The 24688-nt window shown below is 45.4% G+C and carries 24 protein-coding genes; 7 read left to right on the top strand and 17 right to left on the bottom strand.

The window, feature by feature from the left end:
- Positions 1–40: 40 nt before the first annotated feature.
- Positions 41–718, bottom strand: coding sequence for a hypothetical protein (locus QMA01_RS12325; protein WP_191715387.1), 678 nt, complete (start codon positions 716–718; stop codon positions 41–43).
- A 129-nt stretch (positions 719–847) separates the two neighbouring features.
- Between QMA01_RS12325 and QMA01_RS12320 the strand changes: the two genes are divergently transcribed.
- Complete coding sequence (locus QMA01_RS12320; RefSeq protein WP_191715386.1) at positions 848–1144, top strand: hypothetical protein; 297 nt, start codon at positions 848–850, stop codon at positions 1142–1144.
- Positions 1145–1173: 29 nt separating this feature from the next.
- Here the strand turns inward: QMA01_RS12320 and QMA01_RS12315 are convergent, their stop codons facing one another.
- The 3 genes from QMA01_RS12315 to QMA01_RS12305 form a co-directional block, all read right to left on the bottom strand.
- Positions 1174–1377: a hypothetical protein gene (locus QMA01_RS12315; RefSeq protein WP_225218483.1), complete on the bottom strand. Its 204-nt coding sequence runs from the start codon at positions 1375–1377 to the stop codon at positions 1174–1176.
- A gap of 105 nt (positions 1378–1482) precedes the next feature.
- On the bottom strand, positions 1483–2433 hold the full coding sequence (locus tag QMA01_RS12310) for an ATP-grasp domain-containing protein (RefSeq protein ID WP_191715385.1): 951 nt from the start codon (positions 2431–2433) through the stop codon (positions 1483–1485).
- 155 nt (positions 2434–2588) lie between these two features.
- Positions 2589–3068 (bottom strand): PaaI family thioesterase, encoded by a 480-nt coding sequence (locus tag QMA01_RS12305; protein ID WP_290215106.1) that lies wholly within the window; start codon positions 3066–3068, stop codon positions 2589–2591.
- A gap of 642 nt (positions 3069–3710) precedes the next feature.
- Between QMA01_RS12305 and pepF the strand changes: the two genes are divergently transcribed.
- Positions 3711–5522 carry an oligoendopeptidase F gene (gene pepF, locus QMA01_RS12300; RefSeq protein ID WP_290215105.1) on the top strand — a complete coding sequence of 604 codons (1812 nt, stop codon included), beginning with the start codon at positions 3711–3713 and terminating at the stop codon, positions 5520–5522.
- Positions 5523–5613: 91 nt separating this feature from the next.
- Here the strand turns inward: pepF and QMA01_RS12295 are convergent, their stop codons facing one another.
- The 5 genes from QMA01_RS12295 to QMA01_RS12275 all read right to left on the bottom strand — a co-directional run bounded on the left by QMA01_RS12295 (position 5614) and on the right by QMA01_RS12275 (position 10026).
- Positions 5614–6900: a purine/pyrimidine permease gene (locus QMA01_RS12295; protein WP_290215104.1), complete on the bottom strand. Its 1287-nt coding sequence runs from the start codon at positions 6898–6900 to the stop codon at positions 5614–5616.
- 82 nt (positions 6901–6982) lie between these two features.
- Positions 6983–7252, bottom strand: a complete 270-nt coding sequence (locus QMA01_RS12290) for a hypothetical protein (RefSeq protein WP_203340563.1) — start codon at positions 7250–7252, stop codon at positions 6983–6985.
- Between the two features lie 158 nt (positions 7253–7410).
- Entirely contained in the window at positions 7411–8052 is a 642-nt protein-coding gene (locus QMA01_RS12285) for an NAD(P)-dependent oxidoreductase (protein WP_203340564.1), read from the bottom strand.
- A 108-nt stretch (positions 8053–8160) separates the two neighbouring features.
- Complete coding sequence (locus QMA01_RS12280; RefSeq protein ID WP_290186199.1) at positions 8161–9183, bottom strand: LLM class flavin-dependent oxidoreductase; 1023 nt, start codon at positions 9181–9183, stop codon at positions 8161–8163.
- Positions 9184–9291: 108 nt separating this feature from the next.
- Positions 9292–10026 (bottom strand): MBL fold metallo-hydrolase, encoded by a 735-nt coding sequence (locus tag QMA01_RS12275; RefSeq protein ID WP_290186201.1) that lies wholly within the window; start codon positions 10024–10026, stop codon positions 9292–9294.
- Between the two features lie 123 nt (positions 10027–10149).
- On the opposite strand from QMA01_RS12275, the gene QMA01_RS12270 reads away from it, so the two are divergent.
- From QMA01_RS12270 to QMA01_RS12255, 4 genes are all read left to right on the top strand, one after another.
- On the top strand, positions 10150–10479 hold the full coding sequence (locus tag QMA01_RS12270; protein ID WP_203340567.1) for a YflT domain-containing protein: 330 nt from the start codon (positions 10150–10152) through the stop codon (positions 10477–10479).
- A 256-nt stretch (positions 10480–10735) separates the two neighbouring features.
- Positions 10736–11794, top strand: a complete 1059-nt coding sequence (locus QMA01_RS12265; RefSeq protein ID WP_290186203.1) for a YkvI family membrane protein — start codon at positions 10736–10738, stop codon at positions 11792–11794.
- Between the two features lie 362 nt (positions 11795–12156).
- Positions 12157–13320, top strand: coding sequence for an acyl-CoA dehydrogenase family protein (locus tag QMA01_RS12260; protein WP_290215103.1), 1164 nt, complete (start codon positions 12157–12159; stop codon positions 13318–13320).
- Positions 13321–13323: 3 nt separating this feature from the next.
- Positions 13324–13623, top strand: coding sequence for a DUF3219 family protein (locus QMA01_RS12255; protein WP_290215102.1), 300 nt, complete (start codon positions 13324–13326; stop codon positions 13621–13623).
- A 45-nt stretch (positions 13624–13668) separates the two neighbouring features.
- On the opposite strand, the gene QMA01_RS12250 is transcribed toward QMA01_RS12255, so the two are convergent.
- The 8 genes from QMA01_RS12250 to glgB all read right to left on the bottom strand — a co-directional run bounded on the left by QMA01_RS12250 (position 13669) and on the right by glgB (position 23877).
- Positions 13669–13929, bottom strand: a complete 261-nt coding sequence (locus QMA01_RS12250; RefSeq protein WP_290186207.1) for a DUF3006 domain-containing protein — start codon at positions 13927–13929, stop codon at positions 13669–13671.
- A gap of 4 nt (positions 13930–13933) precedes the next feature.
- Complete coding sequence (locus tag QMA01_RS12245; RefSeq protein WP_290186483.1) at positions 13934–15091, bottom strand: MBL fold metallo-hydrolase; 1158 nt, start codon at positions 15089–15091, stop codon at positions 13934–13936.
- Between the two features lie 101 nt (positions 15092–15192).
- Entirely contained in the window at positions 15193–16002 is an 810-nt protein-coding gene (locus tag QMA01_RS12240) for an SDR family oxidoreductase (RefSeq protein ID WP_290215101.1), read from the bottom strand.
- Between the two features lie 19 nt (positions 16003–16021).
- On the bottom strand, positions 16022–18409 hold the full coding sequence (locus QMA01_RS12235) for a glycogen/starch/alpha-glucan phosphorylase (RefSeq protein WP_290215100.1): 2388 nt from the start codon (positions 18407–18409) through the stop codon (positions 16022–16024).
- 15 nt (positions 18410–18424) lie between these two features.
- Complete coding sequence (locus tag QMA01_RS12230; RefSeq protein WP_290215099.1) at positions 18425–19852, bottom strand: glycogen synthase; 1428 nt, start codon at positions 19850–19852, stop codon at positions 18425–18427.
- Positions 19849–20871, bottom strand: coding sequence for a GlgC family sugar phosphate nucleotidyltransferase (locus tag QMA01_RS12225; RefSeq protein ID WP_290215098.1), 1023 nt, complete (start codon positions 20869–20871; stop codon positions 19849–19851). The genes QMA01_RS12230 and QMA01_RS12225 overlap by 4 nt, the downstream gene beginning before the upstream one ends.
- Positions 20868–22019, bottom strand: coding sequence for a glucose-1-phosphate adenylyltransferase (locus tag QMA01_RS12220; protein ID WP_290186216.1), 1152 nt, complete (start codon positions 22017–22019; stop codon positions 20868–20870). The genes QMA01_RS12225 and QMA01_RS12220 overlap by 4 nt, the downstream gene beginning before the upstream one ends.
- A complete protein-coding gene (gene glgB, locus QMA01_RS12215; protein WP_290215097.1) occupies positions 22009–23877 on the bottom strand; it encodes a 1,4-alpha-glucan branching protein GlgB in 1869 nt (622 codons plus the stop codon). Before glgB ends, QMA01_RS12220 begins: the two co-directional genes overlap by 11 nt.
- 231 nt (positions 23878–24108) lie before the next feature.
- Between glgB and QMA01_RS12210 the strand changes: the two genes are divergently transcribed.
- Positions 24109–24687, top strand: a complete 579-nt coding sequence (locus tag QMA01_RS12210) for an SCO family protein (protein ID WP_290186221.1) — start codon at positions 24109–24111, stop codon at positions 24685–24687.
- Position 24688 lies beyond the last annotated feature (1 nt).

Below are 24688 nucleotides of genomic sequence, written 5' to 3'. Positions count from 1 at the left end.
AATAAAAAAGGCGATCCCCAGGGATCGCCTTTTTGTGATTTCATCTGAATTCGCCATCATTGATATTATATAAATAACTCCAGTTATCCGCTTTATACAATTCATGGAACGTAATGCGTTCACCGGTTCCAAGTGTCACTTCTTCTCCGGCAATTGCTACTACCATTGCTGTCCCAGTGTTATCGAGGTTCAAATAAACATCCCCGATAGACGGACGGACCGCATTCTTTTCACGCAACACTTCCTCTAGCTGAGAGTCCTGCTCCAGCTGTTCAGCTGAAACTTTTGACTTATCCAAGTAGACGATATCGTTGCTGCCCTGTTCTTCTCCAGACACCATAACGAGAAATTCTCTCGATTTCACTGTGTTTTGGCGAGTGGTGATGACATTCTTGCCTTCAACAGATTCCACTTTTTCGAATTCATTCAATGAGTAATGATCCATATAATCAGGATCCGGTTTAGTGATTAAGATATAGCCGCCTTCTTCTGCCGGACGGTCTTCATGCAACGTGTACCTAGCACCAAAAAATAGGAAAGAATCCATATGTTTCGGTTTGTAGAACGTGACTTCTTCAGCCTTGCTGGCGACTTGCTCCATATCCTTGATGCGGAACATCAGCACCGACTTTTTAGCCAACGGTTTTACAGAATACACTTTGTGCAATTCATTTTGGTAATAGACGAATTGTCCTTTTCTTACTTGAAGTAATTTCATAATTTGCCCTCCGATACTGTCATTGCCATGGCTTCATTCTAGAGGAAAAATGGGTAGAAGTCCATGCAAGCACTTGAATTGTTTGGTATGCTACTATCACAAAACGATTAGTGATGGAGGTTCCTATACATGGACAACGAAAATAGAGACGAATACATCATAAAAAAATACCAGCAGGATGAAGAAGTGATGGTCCAACTTTTTGTTCAATGGTGCATGAACCATCAATTGGACGCCGCTGAACTATACCAGCGTGCCTATCCCGGACAATTGCAAAGCCCCGTTCTGTCTGCTGCCATCGAGCAAGCAGGTACAGAAGAACTGGAAATCGACCACGAAACGTTGCTCGATGTCCTGCAGATGTTTGGAAATGATGATCTGGCTTTTGTCGTTTCTGAAGAAATTGACAAGTTCCCTAAAAAATAAAAGATCGAAGTGCGCAAGCACTCGATCTTTTATTTTTTGCGTTTCCGCAGTTCTTTGGCTTTGTTTTCAATATAGCTCGTGCGCAAGTTCTCATACCGGTTGGATGCTACATTGCTGTAGATTTTATCGAACTTCGAATCATCTTCGACCGGTTCAGCGCCTTCCGCTTCTTCGGCTTCTACAGGCTCTGGACGTTCTGCCAATTCTTCTTCTTTTCTCTCTTCCACCACCATCAAACACCCCTTTGTGATTTTCCTTAACTGAATTTTCCCCTTGCTCAGCCCTTTGTAAACAAAAGAGGCGGCTTTCTCTAATGAATCGACAGCCGCCATTCTTTGTTAGACAGGCAGTTTCATGTCTTTTAATGCTCGCCCAAGAAATTCAGCAAGCTCGAGCATGCCAAATTTTCCAGCCACTGCTTCTGCATCGGCATTGTAATTCGTATTGGTGTTGACATCATACGTAAAGATTTCCCCTTCAGCGTTGCGGATAAATTCAATACCGGCCACATCAATTCCGTTGCTGCTCAGGAACGCTTCGTATTTTTTCAAGATCGGATCATCAAACCCATTAATCACTTGGAACTTCGGTTTTTCTTCAGCTTCTTCTCCTACCGGACAGAACAAGTCGTCGATGCGGCAGGCATCTGCTGGGCATAGTTCAAATCCTTCTGAAGTATCCACTTGAACTGCGTAGACAAATTTTCCGCCGACAAATTCACAGCGCGTGATAAAAGGTTGTGGTGCCTGAATATACTCCTGGATCAAGGTAATTCCATCAATGGACGGTTCAAATTCAGGGCCATCAACATATTCCTTCAACGCTTCAAGTGAATGGAACAAACGCACACCCAATCCTTTGCCCGCCCGATTATGTTTGGTGATGAATGACGGGACAGCCATTTTTTCAGCAGCTTTCAAAATCTGCTCTTTGCCGTTTGCCGCAATCGTTTTCGGCGTCCGGATTCCCGCTGCATTCAATGCCATGTATTGGTTGACTTTGCTGACTTCAAGTCGCAGGGCACGGCTGCCGTTAAAAACCGTACGGCCATGATGTTCCAGCCAAGCCAGCACAGATTCAGTCATTTCAGGCGCAAAACGATGCCCTCTAGTGTGCGAAGAAGCGCTCATACGACTGTAAAATACGCCTTCCGGCGGTGTTTCATTCAAATCAACCAAGGTTTCGTTAATAAACCAATCTTCATAAGGGAGCCCCAATTCATCGAGCCGTTTAAAAAGATGGTTAGTCCATTCTTCGTTTTCATGTATAACGTAAATTTTCTCAGACATGCCGTATCCTCCCAGATGTGAAGCGCTTTAAACGCTTTTCTTTATGGTGCTGCTCACAAAATTCAATCTTCTAGAATAAAATCAGTATACAATAATCCAAGATATTCTTACCAGTAAACTAGACTTTATCTTCTTCCCTGGAAAGGACCCTTCCATCATTTAGCGAAAGAAGCAGGCATGACAACTGCTGCGACTTCCCCTGTCGCACATAACGTTTCACCCGCATATACTTTTACTGCCACTTTGAACTTTTTCGGATGAATTTCCTCAACCGTGCCCACTGCCTTCAAGACAACTCCTTGAGGCGTCGGCTTCAAGTAATCCACATGCAAACTAGCTGTAACAAAACGCGGGGGTTCTTCCCCGCTCTCCGGCTCAAAACCATTTTTCCGGTGAAGTGCCAATGAAGCCGAACCTGTCCCGTGGCAATCCACCAGCGAAGCGATCAATCCACCGTATACGAAACCGGGAATCGCTGTATGCGCTTGCTTTGGTTCATACAAAGTGACTGTTTCTTCGCCGTCCCATGCGGTGCGGAACTGGTGCCCTTCTTTATTGAGGCGGCCGCAGCCGTAACACCAGGCAAATTCTTCTGCATATTCATCCTGTATCGCATTTACTAACTGTTTTTCCATGTTTTTTTCCTCATTTCATTGAAGTATGTAATCCAGAGACATTAACGCTTTTCATCAGACAAAGGAAAAAGCATGATCCTTTTCATCAGATCATGCTTTTCCTTTTTCCATCCCTCGAAAATCCTGAGGGATTTTTTGCACGCGGAAAATTTTATTAAATTCTTCCTACAAACTGTACATCTCTGACGAATACGAAACTCTCGTCATTGCAGTTTAGTTGCGCTGACTGTCACTTGCCGATAGGGCAATAAGGTTCACATATACATCTCAGTGAATTTTTTGGTTCTGCAGTCAGGCTTTCAATTGCACTTCCACAAAAAACTTACGGCTTACTGTTTGAAACACTTTCCGGATAGAAACCCGAATAACAATGGTCCCTGACAAGAGTGAATATCGTCAGTAAAGCAAATTTCCCGCCAAGGCTGTGCAGTTTCTCGTCTGAAGGCGATTCTGGATCGAATCCAGTCGTATTCTTCCGACGGTGATTCCGCCTTGTATTGTTATAGTACCCACCTTCTCCATAAATATAAACCTGTTTTTCTAAAATTTTTATTAAATTCTGAAGAATATTTTTACTTTTTCTTATCCAGCCTCTATACTGATAATTAGTTCGAATTCCGTAATACATAGAGGAGAGATCATATGGTTAAAAGTTTACCTGCACGTTCAGCTGTCCCGGTTGAAGAGACTTGGGATTTGTCGAGTTTATTTTCAAGTTCTGAAGAATTTGATCAGGCTTTGGAAAGCTTAGAGCAAGATGCAGATGCTCTCAGTAAAAAAGCACAAGGCACTATTGTAGATGCTTCTTCTGCCATTCAGGTTTTAACGGATTACGTGGCCTTCTTGGAAAAGTTAGTGCCGCTGAGCACTTATGCCAGTTTAACGATCAGCACAGACCAAACCAATAACGAGGTTCCACTACAGTCCAGCAAATTCGGCGCAGCCGCTGCCAAAATCAGCAGCAAGCTGTCTTTCATCAACAGCGAACTTCTCGAGCTGCCGAAAGAAACGTTGGAACAGGCGATGCAGGAATCTGAAGAATTCCACGTGTTTTTGGAGAAATTGCTGCGCCGAAAACCCCATCAGCTGCATCCGGAAGTGGAAAAAAGCCTTGCCGCCTATTCCTCTACTTTCAGCGCGCCTTATGGCCTTTACAACACCACTAAAATGGTCGACATGAACTTCGAGGATTTTGAAGTAAATGGCCAAACCTATCCGCTCAGCTATGTATCCTTTGAAGGAGACTGGGAAGCGGAGCCTAATACAGAGCTTCGCCGTGCCGCATTTGAAGCGTTCTCGAACAAACTGAAGGATTACCAGCACACAACTGCCAAAACTTACGATATGCAATTGCAGATGGAAAAAACAACCGCAGACCTGCGCGGCTATGACAGCATTTTCGATTATCTTCTCTTTAACCAGGAAGTGGACCGTTCTCTCTACAACCGGCAAATTGACTTGATCACCAAGGAACTGGCGCCGCATATGCAAAAGTACGCCAAGCTCCTGCAGAAAGCTCATGGACTGGACCACATGACATTCGCCGATTTGAAGATTTCCCTAGATCCAAGCTACGAACCGGAAATAACAGTGGAAGAGTCCAAAAAATATATCGACGATGCCCTTTCCATTATGGGGACTGATTATATTGAAATGGTCGATCGGTCGTATTCGGAAAGATGGATCGACTTTGCGCAAAATAAAGGCAAATCGACCGGTGCCTTCTGTTCCAGCCCGTATGGCAATCATCCGTATATTTTGATTTCCTGGACCGGCCGCATGAACGAAGTTTTTGTACTGGCTCATGAACTTGGGCATGCCGGACATTTCTATAATGCAAACCGCGAACAGAACGTCCTTAATGCACGTCCATCCCTTTACTTTATCGAGGCTCCTTCGACGATGAATGAAATGCTGGTAGCCAACCACCTGCTGAAAAGCTCGGGAGATCCGAAATTCAAACGCTGGGTGATTTCTTCGATTGTGGCCAGAACTTATTACCACAACTTCGTTACCCATCTGCTTGAAGCAGCGTATCAACGCAAAGTATACGAGCGGATTGATGCCGGACAAAGCGTCAATGCCGGAATTTTGAATGACATCAAGCGCGGCGTGCTGGAGGAATTCTGGGGAGATGCCGTCGATATCACAGATGGCGCTGAATTGACGTGGATGCGCCAGCCGCATTATTACATGGGCTTGTATCCATACACATACAGTGCCGGATTGACCATTTCGACTCAAGTGTCCAAACGGATTTTGAATGAAGGCCAACCAGCTGTCGAAGAATGGCTTGAGGTCCTGAAAGCCGGGGGCACTAAAACACCTGTAGAGCTCGCACAAATGGCGGGAGTCGATATCACAACCGAACAGCCATTGCGTGACACCGTTGCCTATATCGGCGAACTGGTGGATGAATTGGAGCGTTTGACTGAAGAGATCGAAAAAGAATAAATTTAAAAAGCCGTGCGCCTAATGCGTACGGCTTTTTAAATTGTTGGGATACTTCTGTTAAGCGCCGCTTTTCATTGGAGTACAAAACATCTCACGATTTCCTATTGCGCCACAACAAAAGCTGTTCCACAAAGATGGCGATGATGGTACCGGTAATCAAGCCGTTCGATAAAGTGGCAGCCAAAACCGAAGGCAGGTTCGCCATGCTTTCAGGCGGAACAAACATGATGCCGACGCCGCTCATCAACCCAAATGCCGCCACTTTATAAGAATGCTGGCGATTCTTTTCATTTTCCAATTCCGTGAACGCCATTTCCACCATTTTGGTGAATACTGCAAAAATGACTGCATAGGCAACCGGTGCCGGCAAAGAAGCTAAAATAGCCATGAGCGCAGGAAAAAAACTGATCAGCACAACGATGATCCCACCGAAGACGAACGGCTTCAGACCTGGTGTCCGGGTGGCGCTGACAAATCCTGCCGCTCCCGAAATCGGCACAGGGCCGATGGAGGAAAACAAGCCTGCAATGATGTGATTGATGCCAGAAGCTGTCGAAGCTTGCTTGATGCGGTCTGGCGCTTCAATCGAAAAGGAATTCTTCAAAACGCTTTCCATCACGCGGACAGACGCCATCATATTGGCGATCAGCAGAAGGGTCAAGAACAAAGCTGTAACGAACATTCCGCTGTCCCAAAGCAAAGGCCCAAAGACCAGCATTTCCGGCAACGAAACCAAAGCACCCGCCGCACCTTCCGCTTCCGGCGCTTTGCCAAGAATCCAGAAAATCAGCCAGCCTGCTGCAATCGCGAACAGAATGGAATAACGGCTGATCCAAGGCCGTTTGTGGCCCATGAAAAAGAATGTCAGCAAAATAACCGCAATTCCGCCCATCAGGATTACACCATCCACAGGATCGCCTTCTGAGACGATGCCCAATAAACCCGTTAAAATCGATTCGCTGATTTGGAGAACCAACAGCAGCAAGTACACAAATGTGATGGTTGGTGTAAACAGGATCTTCAATTTATCGACCAAACCGGTATAAGCGAACACGATGAACAAGACGCCACTATACAATAATCCGCTTTGCAATGCCTGCAGGGATTCTTCCATGGTGCCATACATGATGCCGACCAAGCCGGCATAAACAATGAAGATGCCCCACCATAAACCAGCGGGCCCTTCATTGATCGGCATGCGGTGTCCGATGGATGCCTGCACCAAGCAGGCGATGCCAAGCACAAACATGGTCCGCTGCACAAACAGTGCAGTATCTGCCGTGTCCATGCCAAAGATGCTGGCAATTGCTATCGGCGCTGCAATGGAAGATGCAATCAAGAAGACCGCCCATTGCACACCGCCAAAAATATTTTTCATAATCGTCGTCCCCACTTCTTCAGTGCCTTGTTTGCATTCAGTATACACCTATTGAAAAGATCAAAAAAAGCCCTGACGGTTGTCAGGACTTCGGTTTCTCGCGAGCTGCTTTTTCTTTATTCACTTTGTAGACTTTTTCTTGCGGATCGATACGGTCTTCGTTTGGTTTCTCCGCGTCAAAACCGTCCTTGTAGACAACCGGATAACCTTGTTCTTCTAATTGCTTCACTTGCTTGCGCGAAGCTTTAACCAATAACCGCACAATCAGCACGGATAAAATGAATATGATCACGACTGAAATAATTCCAGGGATGTATTCTGATTTGTCTTCAGGAAAATATAAAAAATCCATTGTGTTGATTCCCACCTTTAAACCTCAAGTTTCATTTCATTATACATGATTGAGGGTTCTGTTTTCTCAAGGAACGTGAACATTTCATGGCAAGTTACGCTAATGCAGATCTACTAGAAAAGCCGACTTCCAGTGAAATCGGCTTTTCTCCAAAACGATTAAGGATTTTCCGAAACCACGGTAAATCGTCTGTTTTTATGTTCGCCGCTCTCGATTTCATCGACTAACGCCAGTGCATAATCTGCATAGCTGATATAGCTTTTTCCTTTGCTGTTGACAATAAAACCATCGTCACCTTTTTGGTAGCGCCCTGTTCGGCGGCCTTCCGGATCAAAGAATGCCGCAGGACTCAAGAATGTCCATTGGATTCCTTCCGAGGCTTCTAAATCAGACAAGTTTTGCGCTTGGCTATTGGCAATCGATTTGAACGCTTCAGGAAACTCTGGAGTTTCAGCCAAACGAGTGGTCCGTGCTTCATCAACAAACAAGCTGCCAGCACCTCCGACTACAATCAGACGAGTATCAGGAGCTTCTTTGAGTGCGTCAATCAGAATTCTGCCGGCTTCGATATGCTGTTCTGCTTTTTCAGGCGGTACGCCAAATGCATTGACGATCACATCAAAAGGCGCCAAATCTTCTGCGGTTAAACTGAAAACATCCTTCTCAAATACCGGAACATCCGGGTTCTCGACCTTTTGTGAATTTCGGACGATGGCCGTTACTTCATGGCCCCTTTTTAACGCTTCTTTTAAAATTAAATTACCCGCTTTTCCTGTCGCACCAATTATCCCTATTTTCATTTACTTCTCCTCCAGTCTCTATGATCTACATACAAACGAACAGCTTCGTTCTGGTTTGAAACCAGTGAATCATGAAGAGCAACTGCCGTGGAACAGTTCAAGTAAATATTAGGCAGTCGTCACATTGAAACGATTTGCTGCTTGCTTTAGCACTTCAAATGAACGTTTTCTTTTTTCCTGATCGTAGATATAGGACACTGCAATCACTTCGTCAACCTGCAATTGAGCTACAAATTTCCCCAGCTGTTCGCTGATTGTCTGTTCATCGCCTTTGAAGGTGTATTGTGACATGCCACGCACCATCATTTCTTCACGGTAACTCCATTGGCCGTCCATCGTATCCAAAGGCGGCTGAAGCAAGTTCTTGCTGCCTCTCACAACGTTCAAATAGAACTGATCACTGGATGTCGCCAATTTCTCCGCTTCTGCATTGGAGTCGGCAGCAACGACGTTTACACAGACCATTACATATGGTTCCGCCAAGTATTCAGAAGGTTTGAAGCCGTTGCGGTAAATCTGCAGGGCCTGTTCAAGCTGCTGCGGCGCAAAATGTGCAGCAAATACATAAGGCAGGCCAAGACTTGCGGCCAATTGGGCACTTGAGGTGCTTGAGCCGAGGATATAAACCGGCACTGCCGTTCCCACACCAGGATGCGCCTGAACCGGCCCCTGACTATCAAGCGGCTTCAAGTAATTCTGTAATTCAACCACGTCCTGCGGAAAAGCAAATGCCGTTTCCTGTGTTGTTCTGCGGAGCGCATGCGCTGTCTGCATATCCGTACCCGGAGCGCGCCCAAGGCCCAAGTTCAAGCGGCCTGGATGCATGGTTTCCAAGGTGCCGAATTGTTCCGCGACCACTAGTGGTGTATGGTTTGGCAACATAATGCCGCCCGATCCCACCTGAATGGAATCCGTATGTTCAAGAACTTTGGAAATCAAAATTGCCGTAGCAGAGCTGGCAAGTGTAGCTGTATTATGATGCTCAGATAACCAGAAACGGTTGTAACCTAACTTCTCTGCGTGCTGAGCGATTGCAACCATTTCATCCAATGCGTCTTTCGTCGTTCCTCCTTCACGGACTGGAACCAAATCCAGAACGGAAATCGGAAATGAATCTATCGGTTGTGGCATTTTTTAACTTCCTTTCATCTTTCATATGCTTTAAGGATAAAAGGAAAATATCTGGTATACAAACTATCTGCCTGCTTTCAGCTGAATCATGCAGAGATGTCCGGCCGTTTAAATTTCATAGCGTTCGCCTATTGCTGCGAACTCCACTTTGCCTGAATAACTGGACTTTGCCGCGTCCAAAATTTCATTGAGTTCTCCATATTGCGGTAAGTGGGTCAACAGCAAGCGTTTGGCACCGGCGCGTTCAGCCAATTCTCCTGCTTGGCTGCCGCTGAGATGCCCTTGGATGATGCCCAAGTATTTTTCATAAAGGTTGGATTCGGCAACCAAAAGATCCGCCCCTTCTGAAAACCCGATCAACTCTTCTTTCCAGCTGGTATCTGCCGTAAATACGACACTCCTGCCATTAGAAGTGAATTTCAGGGCTAAACAATACACCGGATGGATCGTTTCACAGAACGATACTTGCCATGGACCCAGCTCCAAGGTTTCCGCTTCTTGTATGGCCCGCCCTTCTGTAACGCCTTTATATGACAGTTTCTCGAATTCTGCCGGTTCTCTGTCATGGGCATAAATCAGCAAAGGCGTTTCCCATTCCTTCAACTGCATCCCCACCATCGCAGCATGTTGCAGTACACCAATATCCGCCACATGGTCCGGATGGTAATGGCTGATGATCACCGCATCCAAATCACTTAACTTTGTGTAGTTTTGAACAGCTGCCAAAACTCCGCTTCCGCAATCCACTAAACAACGGAACCCATCTTGTTCGATTAAAAACGAAGAAGTCGCCTCATTTTTATTGGGGTAGCCACCCCAAATGCCAATCGGTATAATGTTCAAAAAAATCACTCCCTGTTTCTGATTTTCTACAGTATACCCGATTGCCAACAGATCCTCTTGTTTAACCTGTTGCTCATCGTGGTATGCATGGTAATAAGATAGAAATTACTTGGAGGGATTACATTGACTTTAAAAATGACAGTCGAAAACGCATTGCAAGCCAAAAAGGAAATCGAAAAACTAGAAACGCAAGGTTATACACTTGATGACATCTACATTTTCGCACATGATAAGAAACGCACGAAAGACATTACTAAAGCATTGGATACAGAAGAAGTCGGTTTGAAAGAACAAGGCTTCCTGGACAGCATGAAAAACATGACGAGTTCACGTGGCGATGAACTTCGCGCTAAATTGGCAGCTGCCGGATTATCCGATCAGGAAGCAGAACAATACGAAGAAGAACTTGATAAAGGAAAATTGGTTATTGTCGCGAATAAAAGCGTAGAATAAAGCATACCCCTAAGCATCACCGATTAATTCGGTGATGCTTTTCTGTTGAGATTTTTTAACCAATAAAAAATTCTAATTTTTTTATTATTCTCCTATGTTATTTTTACCCAAATCCATTTCTAGGTATATAGAGTGAACTATACATATGCACCTTATTTTCCATTGAGTGTAAATGCTTTTTTTGCTATATTTAGATAGGGATTTTTAATTTTTAAAAAACTTACTAGCGCGATAGTTTGCACCAAGGGGGAGCAGCATGAAAAGTTTAAAAATGGGGAGTGCCTTTGTCGGCATCATCGTGGGGGCCGGATTTGCTTCCGGACAGGAAATTCTTCAGTATTTTACAAGCTTCGGCTATATGGGGACTGTTGCCGCCATCCTCTCAACAGCATTATTTGCATATTTAGGTATGAGTTTAACAAGACTCGGCAGCCGAATGAAAACCACATCGCATAAAGAAGCCATTTTTGGCGTCAGTGGAAGAATTATCGGGACGATCATCGATTACATCATCATTCTGACTTTGTTTGGTGTAGGCGTTGTCATGATTGCAGGGGCAGGCTCTATTTTCTCCCAGCAATTTGGATTGCCGGCTCCGTTAGGAAGCACTGTTATGGCCGTTCTGGTCGTTTTGACCATTATGTTGAATGTCAAAAAAGTCATTGCCATTATCGGCAGCATCACGCCATTTCTAATTATTGCTGTCGTCGGTTTGTCTGCATACAGTTTGCTGACAATGGATGCCAGCTTTGCATCACTGGATGATATTGCCAAAGAACAAGTTTCAGCATTGCCGAACTGGTTCCGATCCGCCATCAATTATGTGTCATTTAATATTGCCGTTGGCGCTTCGATGGCTATCGTCATGGGTGGAACAGAAAAGGACGAAAAAATCGCAGCACGCGGCGGGTTGATCGGCGGCCTTATTCTCGGAGCGTTGATTATCCTGAGCCATTTGGCGATTTTCTCCAAAGTGGACGTAGTCGGCAGCGCAGAAATGCCATTGCTGCAAATCGCCGATGACATTTCACCGGTTCTCGGTGTCTTTATGTCATTTATTCTCTTCGGGATGATTTACAATACGGCAGTCAGTATGCTGTTTTCATTCTCAGCGCGTTTTGTCGTGATGGGTACAGCAAAATTCCGTATTTTCGTTATCATCGTTGGGATTGTCGCTTATATCTTAAGTTTTGTCGGGTTCACTGAGCTCGTCCGACTGTTTTATCCGATTGTCGGTTATCTTGGACTGGTCCTCGTTGTAGTCTTAATCGTTGCTGACATCCGAAAACCACATAAAAAATTGAACCGCCCATAACACCCAGACCGCCAAAGCCTGCAATACAGCTTTGGCGGCTTTTTATGGTACGGTAAATAAAGGAAATGTGGAGGCGTTCATGGAGCTCCGACAGGCTTAAGGCAAATCAGTCTTGCGGCGTATCTGTGCCGCTGGGCTGGGCTGACTTAAGACCCCGAGGAGCTGGGCGCCGCAACTGGACAAAGAAAAGCGGAAGCGGCCGTCTAGATTCGACAGGCATAAGGCAGATCAGCAGGGTGGCGTTCTTTGCCGCACAGCTGGGTTGACTTATGATCCCGAGAATCTGGCCGCTGGAGTCTGGACAAAGAAATGATGCAACTGGGCGCCGCAACCCGATAACAAAAGAAGAAGGAGTCTTTTTTATGAATCAATTTATCAAAACACCTGAACAGCAAGCGTTAGTCGATCAACTCCGTGCCCTTCAGCCCGTTTTTCAGGCGCGTGAGCCGGAGCTGGATGCACGCGGCTCCTTCCCTTTTGAAAACATCAAAGACCTGAAAAAAATGAATTATCATAACTTGACCTTGCCGAAGGAATTTGGCGGCCAGGGTTTTGGATTATACGAATATGTACTGGCACAGGAAACCATAGCGGAAGGTTCAGGGGCGACCGCTCTTTCCATCGGCTGGCATGTTGGAATCGTTCTCGAGTATGCAGAAAACCGTCATTGGCACACAAAATCAGCAGAATGGCTGATGGCTGAAATCGCAAAAGGTGCTCTCATCAACACTGCCGCTACAGAAGCGAATGCCGGCAGCCCTGCCCGTGGCGCTTTGCCGCGCACTTCCGCCGTGTCCGACGGAGACCATTATATTATTAACGGAGAAAAAACCTATACTTCCATGGCACCTGCACTCGATTATATTTTTGTGACGGCTGCTGCAGAAAATGACGAAGTCATTACTGTCATCATTCCTCGCCACGCCGAGGGAGTATCGATTGATGAAACCTGGGACATGCTGGCGATGCGGGGCACAGCAAGCCACACACTGGTCCTCAACGATGTCCGGATTCCCAAAACCTATATCTTGAAACCCATGGGCATTGCCCCTGCTAAAGGTTGGCTGCTGCATATTCCAGCTTGCTATATTGGAATCGCCGCTGCAGCAAGAGCCTACGCAGTTGAATTCGCAGCCAATTACATACCTGCGTCTCTCGGCAAACCCATTGCAGAAACATCTGCCATTCAGCAAACCATCGGTGAAATGGAACTGGAACTAGCGACTGCCCGCCATCTTTTATATGGCACGGCAGAACGTTATGCTCTTGCCCGCAATAAGAGTGAGATGGACGAAGCTTTGAACGTCACAAAAATTGCTGTCACGCAGGCAGCGATGGCCGTCGTAGACAAAGCCATGAAAATCGTTGGGTCCCGTGCCCTTTCAGAAGACAATCCAATGCACCGCCATTACCTAAACGTCCGTGCAGGGCTCTACAACCCGCCAATGGAGGATATGGTCAAGGGCCAATTGGCCACAAAAGCAATCAAAAGTTTTACGCAACCATCAAAGTCAGAGGTGAAATAAAATATGGAAACTACTGTTTGGATCAATGACACACAGATCAACGCATACAACTTTAAAGAAGAGACAGCCAACGATGCCAATTCCAGGCAGCAAAAAAGAAAAATCAGCTTTGACTTTAAAGTGACCAGCGAAGAATACCATGACGTCGCCGTACTTCTCTATAAAATGAATTTCCGGATTCGTGTCCCCGAACAAGATTTGGAATTTGATGCTTCCATTTCCAATTATTCAACATCCATCACTGACCTTTACAAACCTGGGCAAGTAGCCGATTACTATTTGGAATTGATTGAACAGGTCTAAACATGAGAAGAAGCCCATAACCTGATCCAGGTTATGGGCTTCTTTTTAATTCCGCTTGAAGCGGCTTCTTTTTTTCTTCGTTCGGAGCCTTGTCATCAGTTCTTCAGCTTGTCCAGTCTTGGCGATGGATGTTTCTTCATCCAACGTGACAGCTAATTGTCCATTTTCCGCATCGATGGTAAACCAGGAATTGACTTGGCTTCCTTCAGGAAGGCGATTGGCAGGCAAGACCAGTTCGACCCCTTCTTCTTCAACCAAAATGACCGCATGTCTGCCGTCTTCAATTCGATCCAAAATCCCTTTCATTTCATCATCCTCCTACGCATGCCAAGCCCTGCTCTTGAATAGCACTCAGCGTTCCTTGGCCAATCCCTTTAATGTCCAGCAGTTCTTCGACGCTCTCAAAAGGCCGCTGGTCGATAATCGCCTGCGCATAAGTTTTTCCGATTCCGGAAATTCCCTGTAGTTCTGCGGAAGATGCGACATTCAAATCAATGCAGCGGTTCTCGCCTTCAGTCGGCACGCCTTCCTGTTGGATCTCCACGTTATAGGACTTTCCATCTGTTTTAACAAGAATAGTCCCATTGACGTCTGTTCCATAAACTTTAGCTCCAGCATTTTCCACCGCCGCAATCACCTCTGCATGCGGATGCCCGTAGGAATTATCGTCACCAGCACTGTAAATCGCCACTTCAGGCGTTACCGCTTCCAAAAAGGCAGAACTTGTCGATGTATTGGATCCATGATGTCCCAGGTGCAGGATTTCCGCATCGAGATCCATGCCGCTATCGATCATTTCCTGCTCTTGCTTGATTCCTGCATCTCCTGTGAAAACAAATCGGACATCGCCGTAAGTCATTTTCAAGGAAACCGATTCTTCATTCGCCGAACCGGTAATTTCATCTGGATAGAGCACTTCAATTTTCATGGATCCCACATCAAATACATCACCGCTTCTCGGTTCCACATAATCCGATCCGCTAGCTTCAATGGCTTGCAGCACGTTAAGGAATGTATTGGAACTGCTTGTGTTGCCGGACATCCATACTTCCCCGATCTCAAACTCCCCAATCACCTGAGCCAATTGGCCAATATGGTCAGCATCGGGATGCGTTCCGACCACGATATCAATGTCTTTGATTTCCTGTTGCTTCAAGTAATCCACAGCTTCTTTGGAATTCCAATTTCCTGCATCAATCAACATTGAAAACCCATCAAATTCCAACAATGTGGAATCCCCTTGTCCAACATTGATATAATGCACGGTCAACCCCTCTAAAGCCACTTCTTCTCCCACAGGTTTCTTATTTCCATCTGAATATTCAATGTCTTTAGACTCTTCCACTTTTGCCGGTTCACTTTCCTGATTCGCTTCTGCAGGTTCGCGTTCTTCTTTTGGTTTTTCAGAAACCTCAACACAAGCAGCCAACAAGACCAAAACAACAACTGCTAGTAAAGACCATATCATCTTTTTCAAAAACTCACTCCTCTTTCTTCAGTGAATTTTACCATATGCAAACAGAAATGAAAAAGCAGGGCAAGAAATTCCCTTGCCCTGCATGCTTTGATTTAAGTAGACATATAGTCTCCGCCATTCATATGAAGAAACTGGCCTGTCATATAGGAATTTTGGGGATCGGCCAAAAATACATAAGCTTTTACCAGCTCATAAGGCTGTCCCGGACGCCCTGCCGGAACGTCCTCACCAAAATCTTCACCGACATCGGGATTCAAGCCACCGAAAGTTTTGGTGATCAATGGCGTCCAAATCGGTCCCGGGGCAATGCCATTCACTGCAATTTCCTCGCGTACCAGCCGGCGAGCCAGTGAGCGTGTCATCGCCACCATCGCACCATTGGCCCCTGCATAATCAATCAAATCCGAATGTCCCCGATAAGCATTGATCGAAGCCGTGTTGATGATGCGTGAACCTTTCTTCAAATGAGGAAGAGCCGCCCGTGTCAGATAAAACATCGCGAACGCCTTGATTTCAAAAGTCTTCAGCATTTGTTCATCTGTGATATCAAGCGGAGATGTCTGAGGATACTGATACCCGGCATTATTGACCAGAATATCCACTTGGCCAAATTCCGCTAATGTGAATTGGACCAACCGGTCACAATTCTCCGACTTCCCTAAATCGCCACTTAGCGCTTTGGCTTTTCCTCCATAGCCCTCAATCAACTCGATTGTTTTTTGAGCGCCTTCGTCGTCACCAAGGTAACCGATGACCACTTTTGCGCCTTCTTTGGCATAAGCAATTGCCACAGCCTGACCGATGCCGCTGCTTGCCCCCGTGACAATCGCCACTTTTCCAGCCAGCGCTCCACTGGCTTTATAATCTTTTAAATCGGTATTATCAAACCCTTTATCTTCCATAGTTCCACCCTTTCATGTTCTAATGCACACTGGGGATCTTCGTTAAATGCCAAACATCATCTGAATACTGCTGGATGGTGCGGTCGCTCGAGAAAATACCCGATGCCGCAATGTTCTTGACGCACATTTCCGCCCATTTTTCCGGTTGGGCATAAACCTCCAATAATTGCTCATGCGCTTTGGAATAGCTGCGGATGTCCTTTAATACGAAATATGGATCCCTGTCTTCCAACAGCTGCTCTACAATAAAGTCAACATTCGTTTTTCCTTCTGTCCATTCCCCTTTAACCAACTCTTCCATCAATTGGGCTATTTCCGGATCGGCTTCGATGATGCCTTTCGGATTGTAGGATTGTTCTTTTTCATATTCCATCACCTGTTCTGCACGCATTCCGAAGACAAAAGCATTTTCTTTGCCGACCTGATCGAATATTTCGACATTCGCACCATCAAAGGTACCAATGGTCAAGGCACCGTTCATCATGAGCTTCATATTTCCTGTACCCGAAGCTTCTTTAGACGCTGTCGATATTTGTTCGCTGACATCCGCTGCCGGTATCAGGTATTCCGCTTGCGTGACGTTGTAGTTCTCAACAAAAACGATATGGAGGTGTTTCCTCACCAAAGGATCACTGTTTACTTTCATAGCAACTGTATTGATCATCTTGATGACTTGCTTTGCAAAATGATAACTTGGCGCCGCTTTTCCTCCAAAAAAGAAGGTGCGCGGATAGGGACGATAAGTTGAATCCCGTTTGATCCGGTCATACAGCATCTGGATATGAAGAATATTCATCAATTGGCGTTTATAGCCATGGAATCGTTTGATGTGAATATCAAAAATAGAATCCGGATCCACAATGACATTCTGATCGCGTTGGAGATGATGGATCAAATGGTCTTTTTTCAAGCTTTTGATTACTTGGAAGTCTTGAAGAAAAGAATGATTTTGAGCAAAATAATGTAATTCTTTCAATCGCTCAGGCTCTTTGATCCATTGCGTCCCAATCGTCTCCGAAATCAATCCGGACAACTCCCGGTTCGCTTTGAGCAACCACCGGCGATGTGTAATGCCATTGGTTTTGTTATGGAACTTGTCGGGGAATTGCTCATTCAGCTCTTTCATTTCACGCTTCTTCAAAATTTCCGTATGCAATTTTGCCACGCCATTCACTTTATAGCTTCCCACTACCGCCAGCACTGCCATTTTAATGATTCCGTTTTCGATGATGGAAAGTTTATGGAGGGATTCTTCATCCATTGGCTGCTGTTCTAAGCTTTCTTTGAAGCGCCGGTCAATTTCTTCGATGATGGAGTAAATTCGGGGCAGCAAAGATTGAATCAATCGGCTGTCCCATTTCTCCATAGCTTCTTCCAGAATTGTATGATTGGTATAGGAAATAGTGCGTGTCGTAATACCCCAGGCCTCTTCCCAACTCAAGGCATGCTCGTCAACCAGAAGACGCATCAATTCCGGAATGGCCAGTGCCGGATGGGTATCATTGATTTGGATGGCGACATTGTCCGGAAGTGTCTCTACAGCAAAATTGCGGTTGTTCAAAATGTTTTGGAGCGATGCACTGCAAAGAAAATACTGCTGCTTGAGGCGTAGAATTTTTCCGGCATCCAAAGAATCATCGGGATACAGCCGGTCAGTGATTTTAGCCGTTTCGCTTTGATAGACTGCGTAATCCTTATTCCCGGGAAATGGCCGATCAGACACTTCCGCCTGCCATAGACGAAGTGTATTGACAGTGCCTCCATTTGCCCCGACTACAGGAAGGTCATAAGGCACGGCCTTGACCCATTCCGCATTCTCCACTTTCACTTTTAAGCCATCCAGTCCCATGACTAATTGGGGATCTCCATAATAAGGGATGTCCACTGCCAATTCCTCGCGCCGAACGTCGACGTTGTTTTCTTCCTGTATCCACTGAGTGGGCTGCTCAGTTTGGTAGCCATCAACAAAGTGCTGGGTAAATAAACCGCCTTTATAGCGCAGTCCATACCCATGTCCCGGCAGTTCAAGTGAAGCCAAGGAATCCAGGAAGCAGGCAGCCAGCCTTCCCAACCCGCCATTTCCAAGTCCGGGTTCCGTCTCAAGTTCTTCCAATTCGGACAGTTGAAAACCGAGTTCCTCCAACCCTTCTTTGACCAGATTGTAATGATTTGCATTAATGAGGTTTTGCCCTAAGACTCGTCCGATCAGAAATTCAATAGAGAAATAATACAGCTGCTTTTCGCCATTCTCTTTGTACAATTGGCTAGTCCGGTTCCACCGTTCCTGTATCCATTCCTGCATCATTTCCCAAAGTGTTTCGTAGGCCAGTTCCGAAGTCTTTTCCAGTCCCTTGTGTTCCATGCGAGTGACAAAGCTTTGTTTAAACTCTTCTTTGGAAGAAAACATAATTGGCACGCCCCTTTAGATTAGCCTTTCGTAAAGTTTAGCGTATTCCGCCGCAGATCGCGACCAGGAATAATCGCCTTCCATCCCATTTTTTTTGATGGCTTCCCAATGCTCTGGCTGCTGATAAAAAGATAGGCAGCGGTTCAAGGCTACATCATAGGGCTCATCCTGTTGAAAGTCGCTTAAGAACCCATTTCCGCTCTTCAAGCTTTCATCGTATTCAATAACCGTATCTTTCAACCCCCCGGTTTTGTTGGCCACAGGAACAGTTCCATAACGCATCGATATCAACTGGCTCAAGCCACAAGGTTCAAAATGAGAAGGCATCAAAAAGATGTCTGCCCCGGCATACAACAAATGGGCGAATGCTTCATCAAAACCGACATGGACATAAACTTTAGTGGGAAAATCAGCCGCCAGTCCTTTGAAAAACTGTTCATACTTCTCTTCACCTGAACCCAGCAATACAAATTGAACTTCCTGTTCCGCCAATAAAGCAGGAAGCACCTCTTGCAGAACATCAATCCCTTTTTGCCCTGCCAACCTGGAGATCATGGTCAACAAAGGTACATCTCCACGTTCCGGAAGGCCCGCCTTCAATTGTACTGCCCGTTTGTTGACTTGCTTCTCTTCCAAGTTCATGACGTCAAACTCCCGTTCAATGGCCAGATCCGTTGCAGGGTTGTAGACCCCGGTATCGATGCCATTCAATATACCGATCAAGTCCTGCTCTTTTTCCTGCAACAAAGTATGGAGCTTCTCGCCGTAAAACTCCGTCAAGATTTCATTTCGGTAAGTAGGGCTGACTGTCGTCACTTTGTCTACATAGGAAATGCCCGTTTTCAAGGCATTAAAGTTACCTTTCCAAGACACAATCCCTTCGTCATAATAATGCTCCTCCATCTCAAAGTTCTCCAGGAATGTCTGTTTGGAGAACTTCCCTTGAAATTGCAGATTATGGATCGTCAAAATAGTTTTTACTGCTTGGACGGACGCGTACCGTGGATCTTCCTTCAGCAAAAATGGAATGGCAGCGGTATGCCAGTCATGGACATGAACCACATCCGGCGGCTGCTGTTCGCGCTGAACGATTTCCAGTACGGCCCGGTTGAAAAAAGCATAGCGCTCGGCATCGTCTGGCTGTCCATAAATCTGATCTCTTTTGAAGTAGCTATCATTTTCCACGAACAGAAATTCCACTCCGGCCTGATCATATTGAAAAACGCCAAAAGTCTTTTGCTGCCCCTTGAAACTGAATTCAACCGATTCCTTCAAAACGAATTCTGCGTTGTATTCTGCGGCAATCAAACTGTATTTGGGGACGACGACCATGATTTCATGGCCTAATCTGCTGAGTTCTTTCGGCAATGCTCCCATCACATCCGCCAGTCCACCAGCTTTTGCGAAAGGTGCGCATTCTGCTGCTGCCATAATGATTTTCATCGTAAATCCTCCTTGGTGACCGTCTCCCCTTTACGCAAAACAATTGGCTGCTCAGCGGTTCCATGCAGCTCAACCCCTTCACCGATATAGACATCTTTATCCGCAATAACATAAGACAGATTACAATTTTCTTCAATCACGCATTTCTGCATGATGATGCATTTTTCTAAACGTGCGTTTTTCTTGATGTACACGCCACGGCTGATGATGCTGTCCGCCACTTCACCCATGATGGTGCTTCCGTTCGCAATCAGTGCCCGCCTAACTTTGGATCCCGCAATATACCGTGTTGGAGGCTCATCCTTCACCTTGGTATAGATCGGACGGTCTGGAAGAAACAGCTGCTTTCTGTTTTCTTCATCCAGCAATGCCAATGATGCCTGGAAATAACTTTGGACGGAATCAATGATGGCATAATACCCTTCGTATTCATATTGATTGAATGTATAGGGGCTCTTCTTCAAATTCACCACATCTTCCACACTCACGACATTTTTTTCGCGGTGGGTCTGGATTAATTCAACCAACAGATCTTTGGATAAAATATATTTTTTTAACGAAACCCCATCCATCACAGCTTCCGTAATATCTGCACCCGATTGGATGTGGTTGTCCAGCATATCTTTAACGTCCAGTTGATTGATGACAAAACCATTACTGACGATTACATGGGGCTGAATACTTTTTGTAAAAAACTGCATATGCTCTTCCAGACCCGCAAAAGCTCCAACAGTGGATAACCCTCCATCCCGCTGAGTAATCGGCAGGAAAAACAGTCCGTTTTTTCTTCTATCTAAATCCCAGCTCTTACCCACACCAATATGGTCCAGCAAAGAAGCAAACGGATAGGATGGAAAGACGCCAACTGTAGTAACCCCTGAATTGACAAGATTTGATAATGGAAAGTCAATTAACCGGTAACGTCCGGCAAAAGGAATGGATGAAACGGCCCGGTGTATTGTTAAATCCTGCAGCCCTTCTTTTTTTACAGACGTATCAATTACAGCCAATAACTTCATTTTCCGACACGCTCCTTCCATTCATCCATCTGTTCTTGTGTCAACAAGACCACTTCTCCTTCTTTTTGCTGGAGAAGTTCAAACCCTTCAGGCACATCTAACTTCGGCGGTACAATGACCCGGCTAAGTTTTGCATCTTTACGGATTGTAGCCCCGCTCATGACCACACTTTCCGATACGGAGGCTCCTTCTTCAATTGTTACATTCTGAAAGATGACGGACTTGAACACTTCCCCGGAAATGACGCACCCTTCATTTACCATGGATTCTTGGACATTGCCTGTTTCATTGATGACTTGTGGAGGCAGCTGCGGATTCGAAGAATAAATACGCCAGCCCGGGTCATGAAGATTCAATCCTGCATTCAAATCGAGCAAGTCCATGTTCGCTTCCCAAAGGCTTTCAACCGTCCCCACATCTTTCCAATAACCTTTAAAAGGATAAGCCACCATCTTTTGCTTTTTATCGAGCATAGCTGGCAAGATATCTTTGCCGAAGTCATGGCTGGATTCTTCATCTGCGTTATCCAATTTCAAGTATTCCTCCAGGACGTTCCAATTAAAGACGTAGACCCCCATCGAAGCCAAATTGCTTTTCGGATTTTCCGGTTTTTCATCAAATTCCTCAATATTCATTCCATCATCAACGTTGACGACTCCAAAACGGCTGGCTTCTTCCCACGGCACTTCCAACACGGAAATCGTGACATCCGCCTGATGCTCTTTGTGGTAGTCAATTAAAGCCTCGTAGTCCATTTTGTAAATATGGTCCCCTGATAAAATCAGCACATATGCCGGGTCACAGGACTTTAAAAAACTGATGTTCTGGTAAATGGCACTCGCTGTTCCTGCGTACCATTTAATGCCATCGATTTCTGCATAAGGCGGAAGCATGGTTACTCCGCCGCTCCGACGGTCCAAGTCCCAGGGTGTTCCCAAGCCGATATATTGATGCAGTACGTGTGGTTGGTATTGCGTTAACACGCCAACCGTCTCAATTCCCGAATTCGTGCAATTGGATAACGGAAAATCGATGATCCGATATTTCCCGCCAAATGGAAGCGCGGGCTTGGCTATCGTATAAGTTAAGGACTTTAACCGGCTTCCTTGTCCACCGGCCAACAGCATTGCGATTACTTTATCGTTCATCTTGCTCCACTCCCATCTTTTTTTGTTTCCATACAGTCATGGTGAATGCAGGCAAATCCATCTCCACTGAATACGGCAAATCATCATATGGGATATCCGCCGCTTTAATTGCTGCTTTTTGATACTCATATCCGCTTGAAAAAATCCCTTCGTATTCTGCGCTTTCCGGAACCCCCAATTTAAACTTTTCATAATGGCGGTCAGAGAAGTTACAGACAACGATGCACTCATCCTGTGGCAGATATCCTCTGCGAATAAAAGCAGCCACGCTTTGTTCATGATTATCTGCATCTATCCAGGTGAAGCCATCCGGATGGTCATCCAATTCAAAAAATGCTTTTTCGGTTTTATAGAAAGCCAGAAGATTTTTTGTAAACTCCGCCATTTTTCTATGCTCTTCGGTTTCCAGTGATGGCCAATCCAATTCGGGTTTAAATTCCCATTCCTCGAAGTGGCCGAACTCCTGGCCCATGAACAGCAATTTCTTTCCCGGATGGGCAATCCAAAAACCGAGCAACAGCCGCAACTGCAGAAAACGTTCATCCAGTGTCCCGGGAAGTTTGTTCAATAAAGAGCCTTGGCCATTCACCACTTCATCATGGGAAAGTGCCAAAAGATAACGTTCTTCGTATTGATATACCAAGGAAAAATTCATCTTTTGATGGACTTCGGAACGTTTGGAAGGCTGCGTTTCCATGTAATCCAATGTGTCGCGCATCCAGCCGAAATTCCATTTATAATGAAAGCCGACGCCGCCTTCTGAGACATCATGCGTCACTTTTGGGTAATGCCAGGCATCTTCTGCAATCAACAGCGCTTCCGGATAGAATTCCTTTAAACTATTCGTCAGTTTCCGGAGAAAATCAGTTCCTTCGGGATTATGGGGCCGTTCTTCTCTGTTGGGGATAAACAGCAGACACACCAGTGCATCCATTCGGAATCCATCAAATTTAAATTCATTCATCCAGTAATGGGCGCTTGATAGCAGAAAACTGACGACTTCTCCTTTTTGGACATCGAAATTCAATGTCCCCCAGTCCGGATTGGCGCGCCGTTCCAACCGTTCTTCTTCGTATAAGGGACCTCCGTTGAAAAGAGCAAGTGCATGCTCATCGACACAAAAATGTCCGGGTATCCAATCCAAGATGAGTCCGATTTTATTTTCAGCGCATTTGGCGATAAAGTATTTCAAATCATCTGCAGTTCCATATCGGCTGGTTGGCGCAAAATAACCGGTTGTCTGATATCCCCAGGATTCATCCAAGGGATGCTCTGTTATCGGCAGAATTTCTATATGGGTAAAGCCCATTTCTAAAATATACGGAATCAGTTCCGAAGCCAATTCCCGGTAATTCAGAAACCCGCCTTGGGCAGTACGTTTCCAAGTTCCGATATGTAATTCATAAATCGCCATCGGTTTTTCACGATGATCTTTATTTTGGATTTTTTTTCGTTGTAAAACCGTTTTTGACCAGCTGTGTTTGGATACCGGAGCGATTACTGATTTAGTATTGGGTCTCAGTTCGCTGGCCTGAGCATAAGGATCAGATTTCCGAAACAACACCCCATTCGACATTTCAATAATATATTCATATGAATAACCGATCATTTTATGGGGAATGTGTACTTGCCAAACTGTTGCATCCTGGGGATGCTGTTCCATTTGATAAACTGCTTCCTCCATATTTTCAGGATTTGTACAGGCTACCGCCACATGGGAAACATCCGGGACCCAAAGAACGAACCGTGTCCCCTCTCCATTGGCATGTGCCCCAAAGTACAGGTAGGCATCTTGCATGAGACCAGCATGGAAAGCTTCCAGCTTTTCCTGCGTAAGCAGACTTTGCAGCTCATTCATCTTCACACCTCCAAAATTTTTACAGTTCCGCGTCTCTTTTAATTCTACATAAGCCATGTAAATCCCTTGTTAAGAATGATAATTATTCAAATATTTCGTTAAATTGAAATAGCTTTCGACCCTTCTGTTCGAAATGTTTACACATTTCTTTTCCCATATACCCTTGTTTGAAGGAAGAATATCCACTAGGCTTAGGAGGATATCTGTTTATTGAAAGAGAGGCTAAGATTCGTGCCAAAATATAGAGGACTTTTACTCGCTTTGCTGCTTACCCTGTTTTTAGCTGCATGCAACCAGGGGATTGAAGACCCCCTTGAATGGGAAATAGAAGATTTTACGTTCACTAATCACAATAACGAAGAATTTGGATCGGCCGACCTGAAAGGCGAAGTCTGGCTTGCTGATTTTGTTTTCACCAACTGCACCACCGTCTGTCTCCCGATGATGGCGAATATGACTGATTTGCAGGGACAATTGGAAGCTGAAGGGTTGGATGTACAGATTGTTTCATTCAGCGTGGATCCAACGTTCGACCAGCCGGAAACTTTAAAATCTTATGCTGAGAATTACGGGGCCGACTTATCCAGTTGGAACTTGTTGACAGGCTACAGCCCACAGGAAATCGATGAATTTGCTGTGGATAATTTCCAGACTTTGGCCCGGAAACCTGAAAATGATGACCAAGTCATTCATGGCACATACTTCTACTTGGTGAATCAGGAAGGCGTCATCATGAAATCGTATGATGGATTAAATCCGCCAGTTGAAGAAATTTTGTCGGATGCGGAAATCCTGCTGACGGAGGAATAAA

Origin of the sequence: Planococcus notacanthi (genome assembly GCF_030407825.1) — a bacterium.
GTDB classification, from domain to species: domain Bacteria; phylum Bacillota; class Bacilli; order Bacillales_A; family Planococcaceae; genus Planococcus; species Planococcus notacanthi.
Note: the sequence above shows the minus strand (reverse complement) of the source record. Positions and strands in the feature narration are given on the sequence as shown.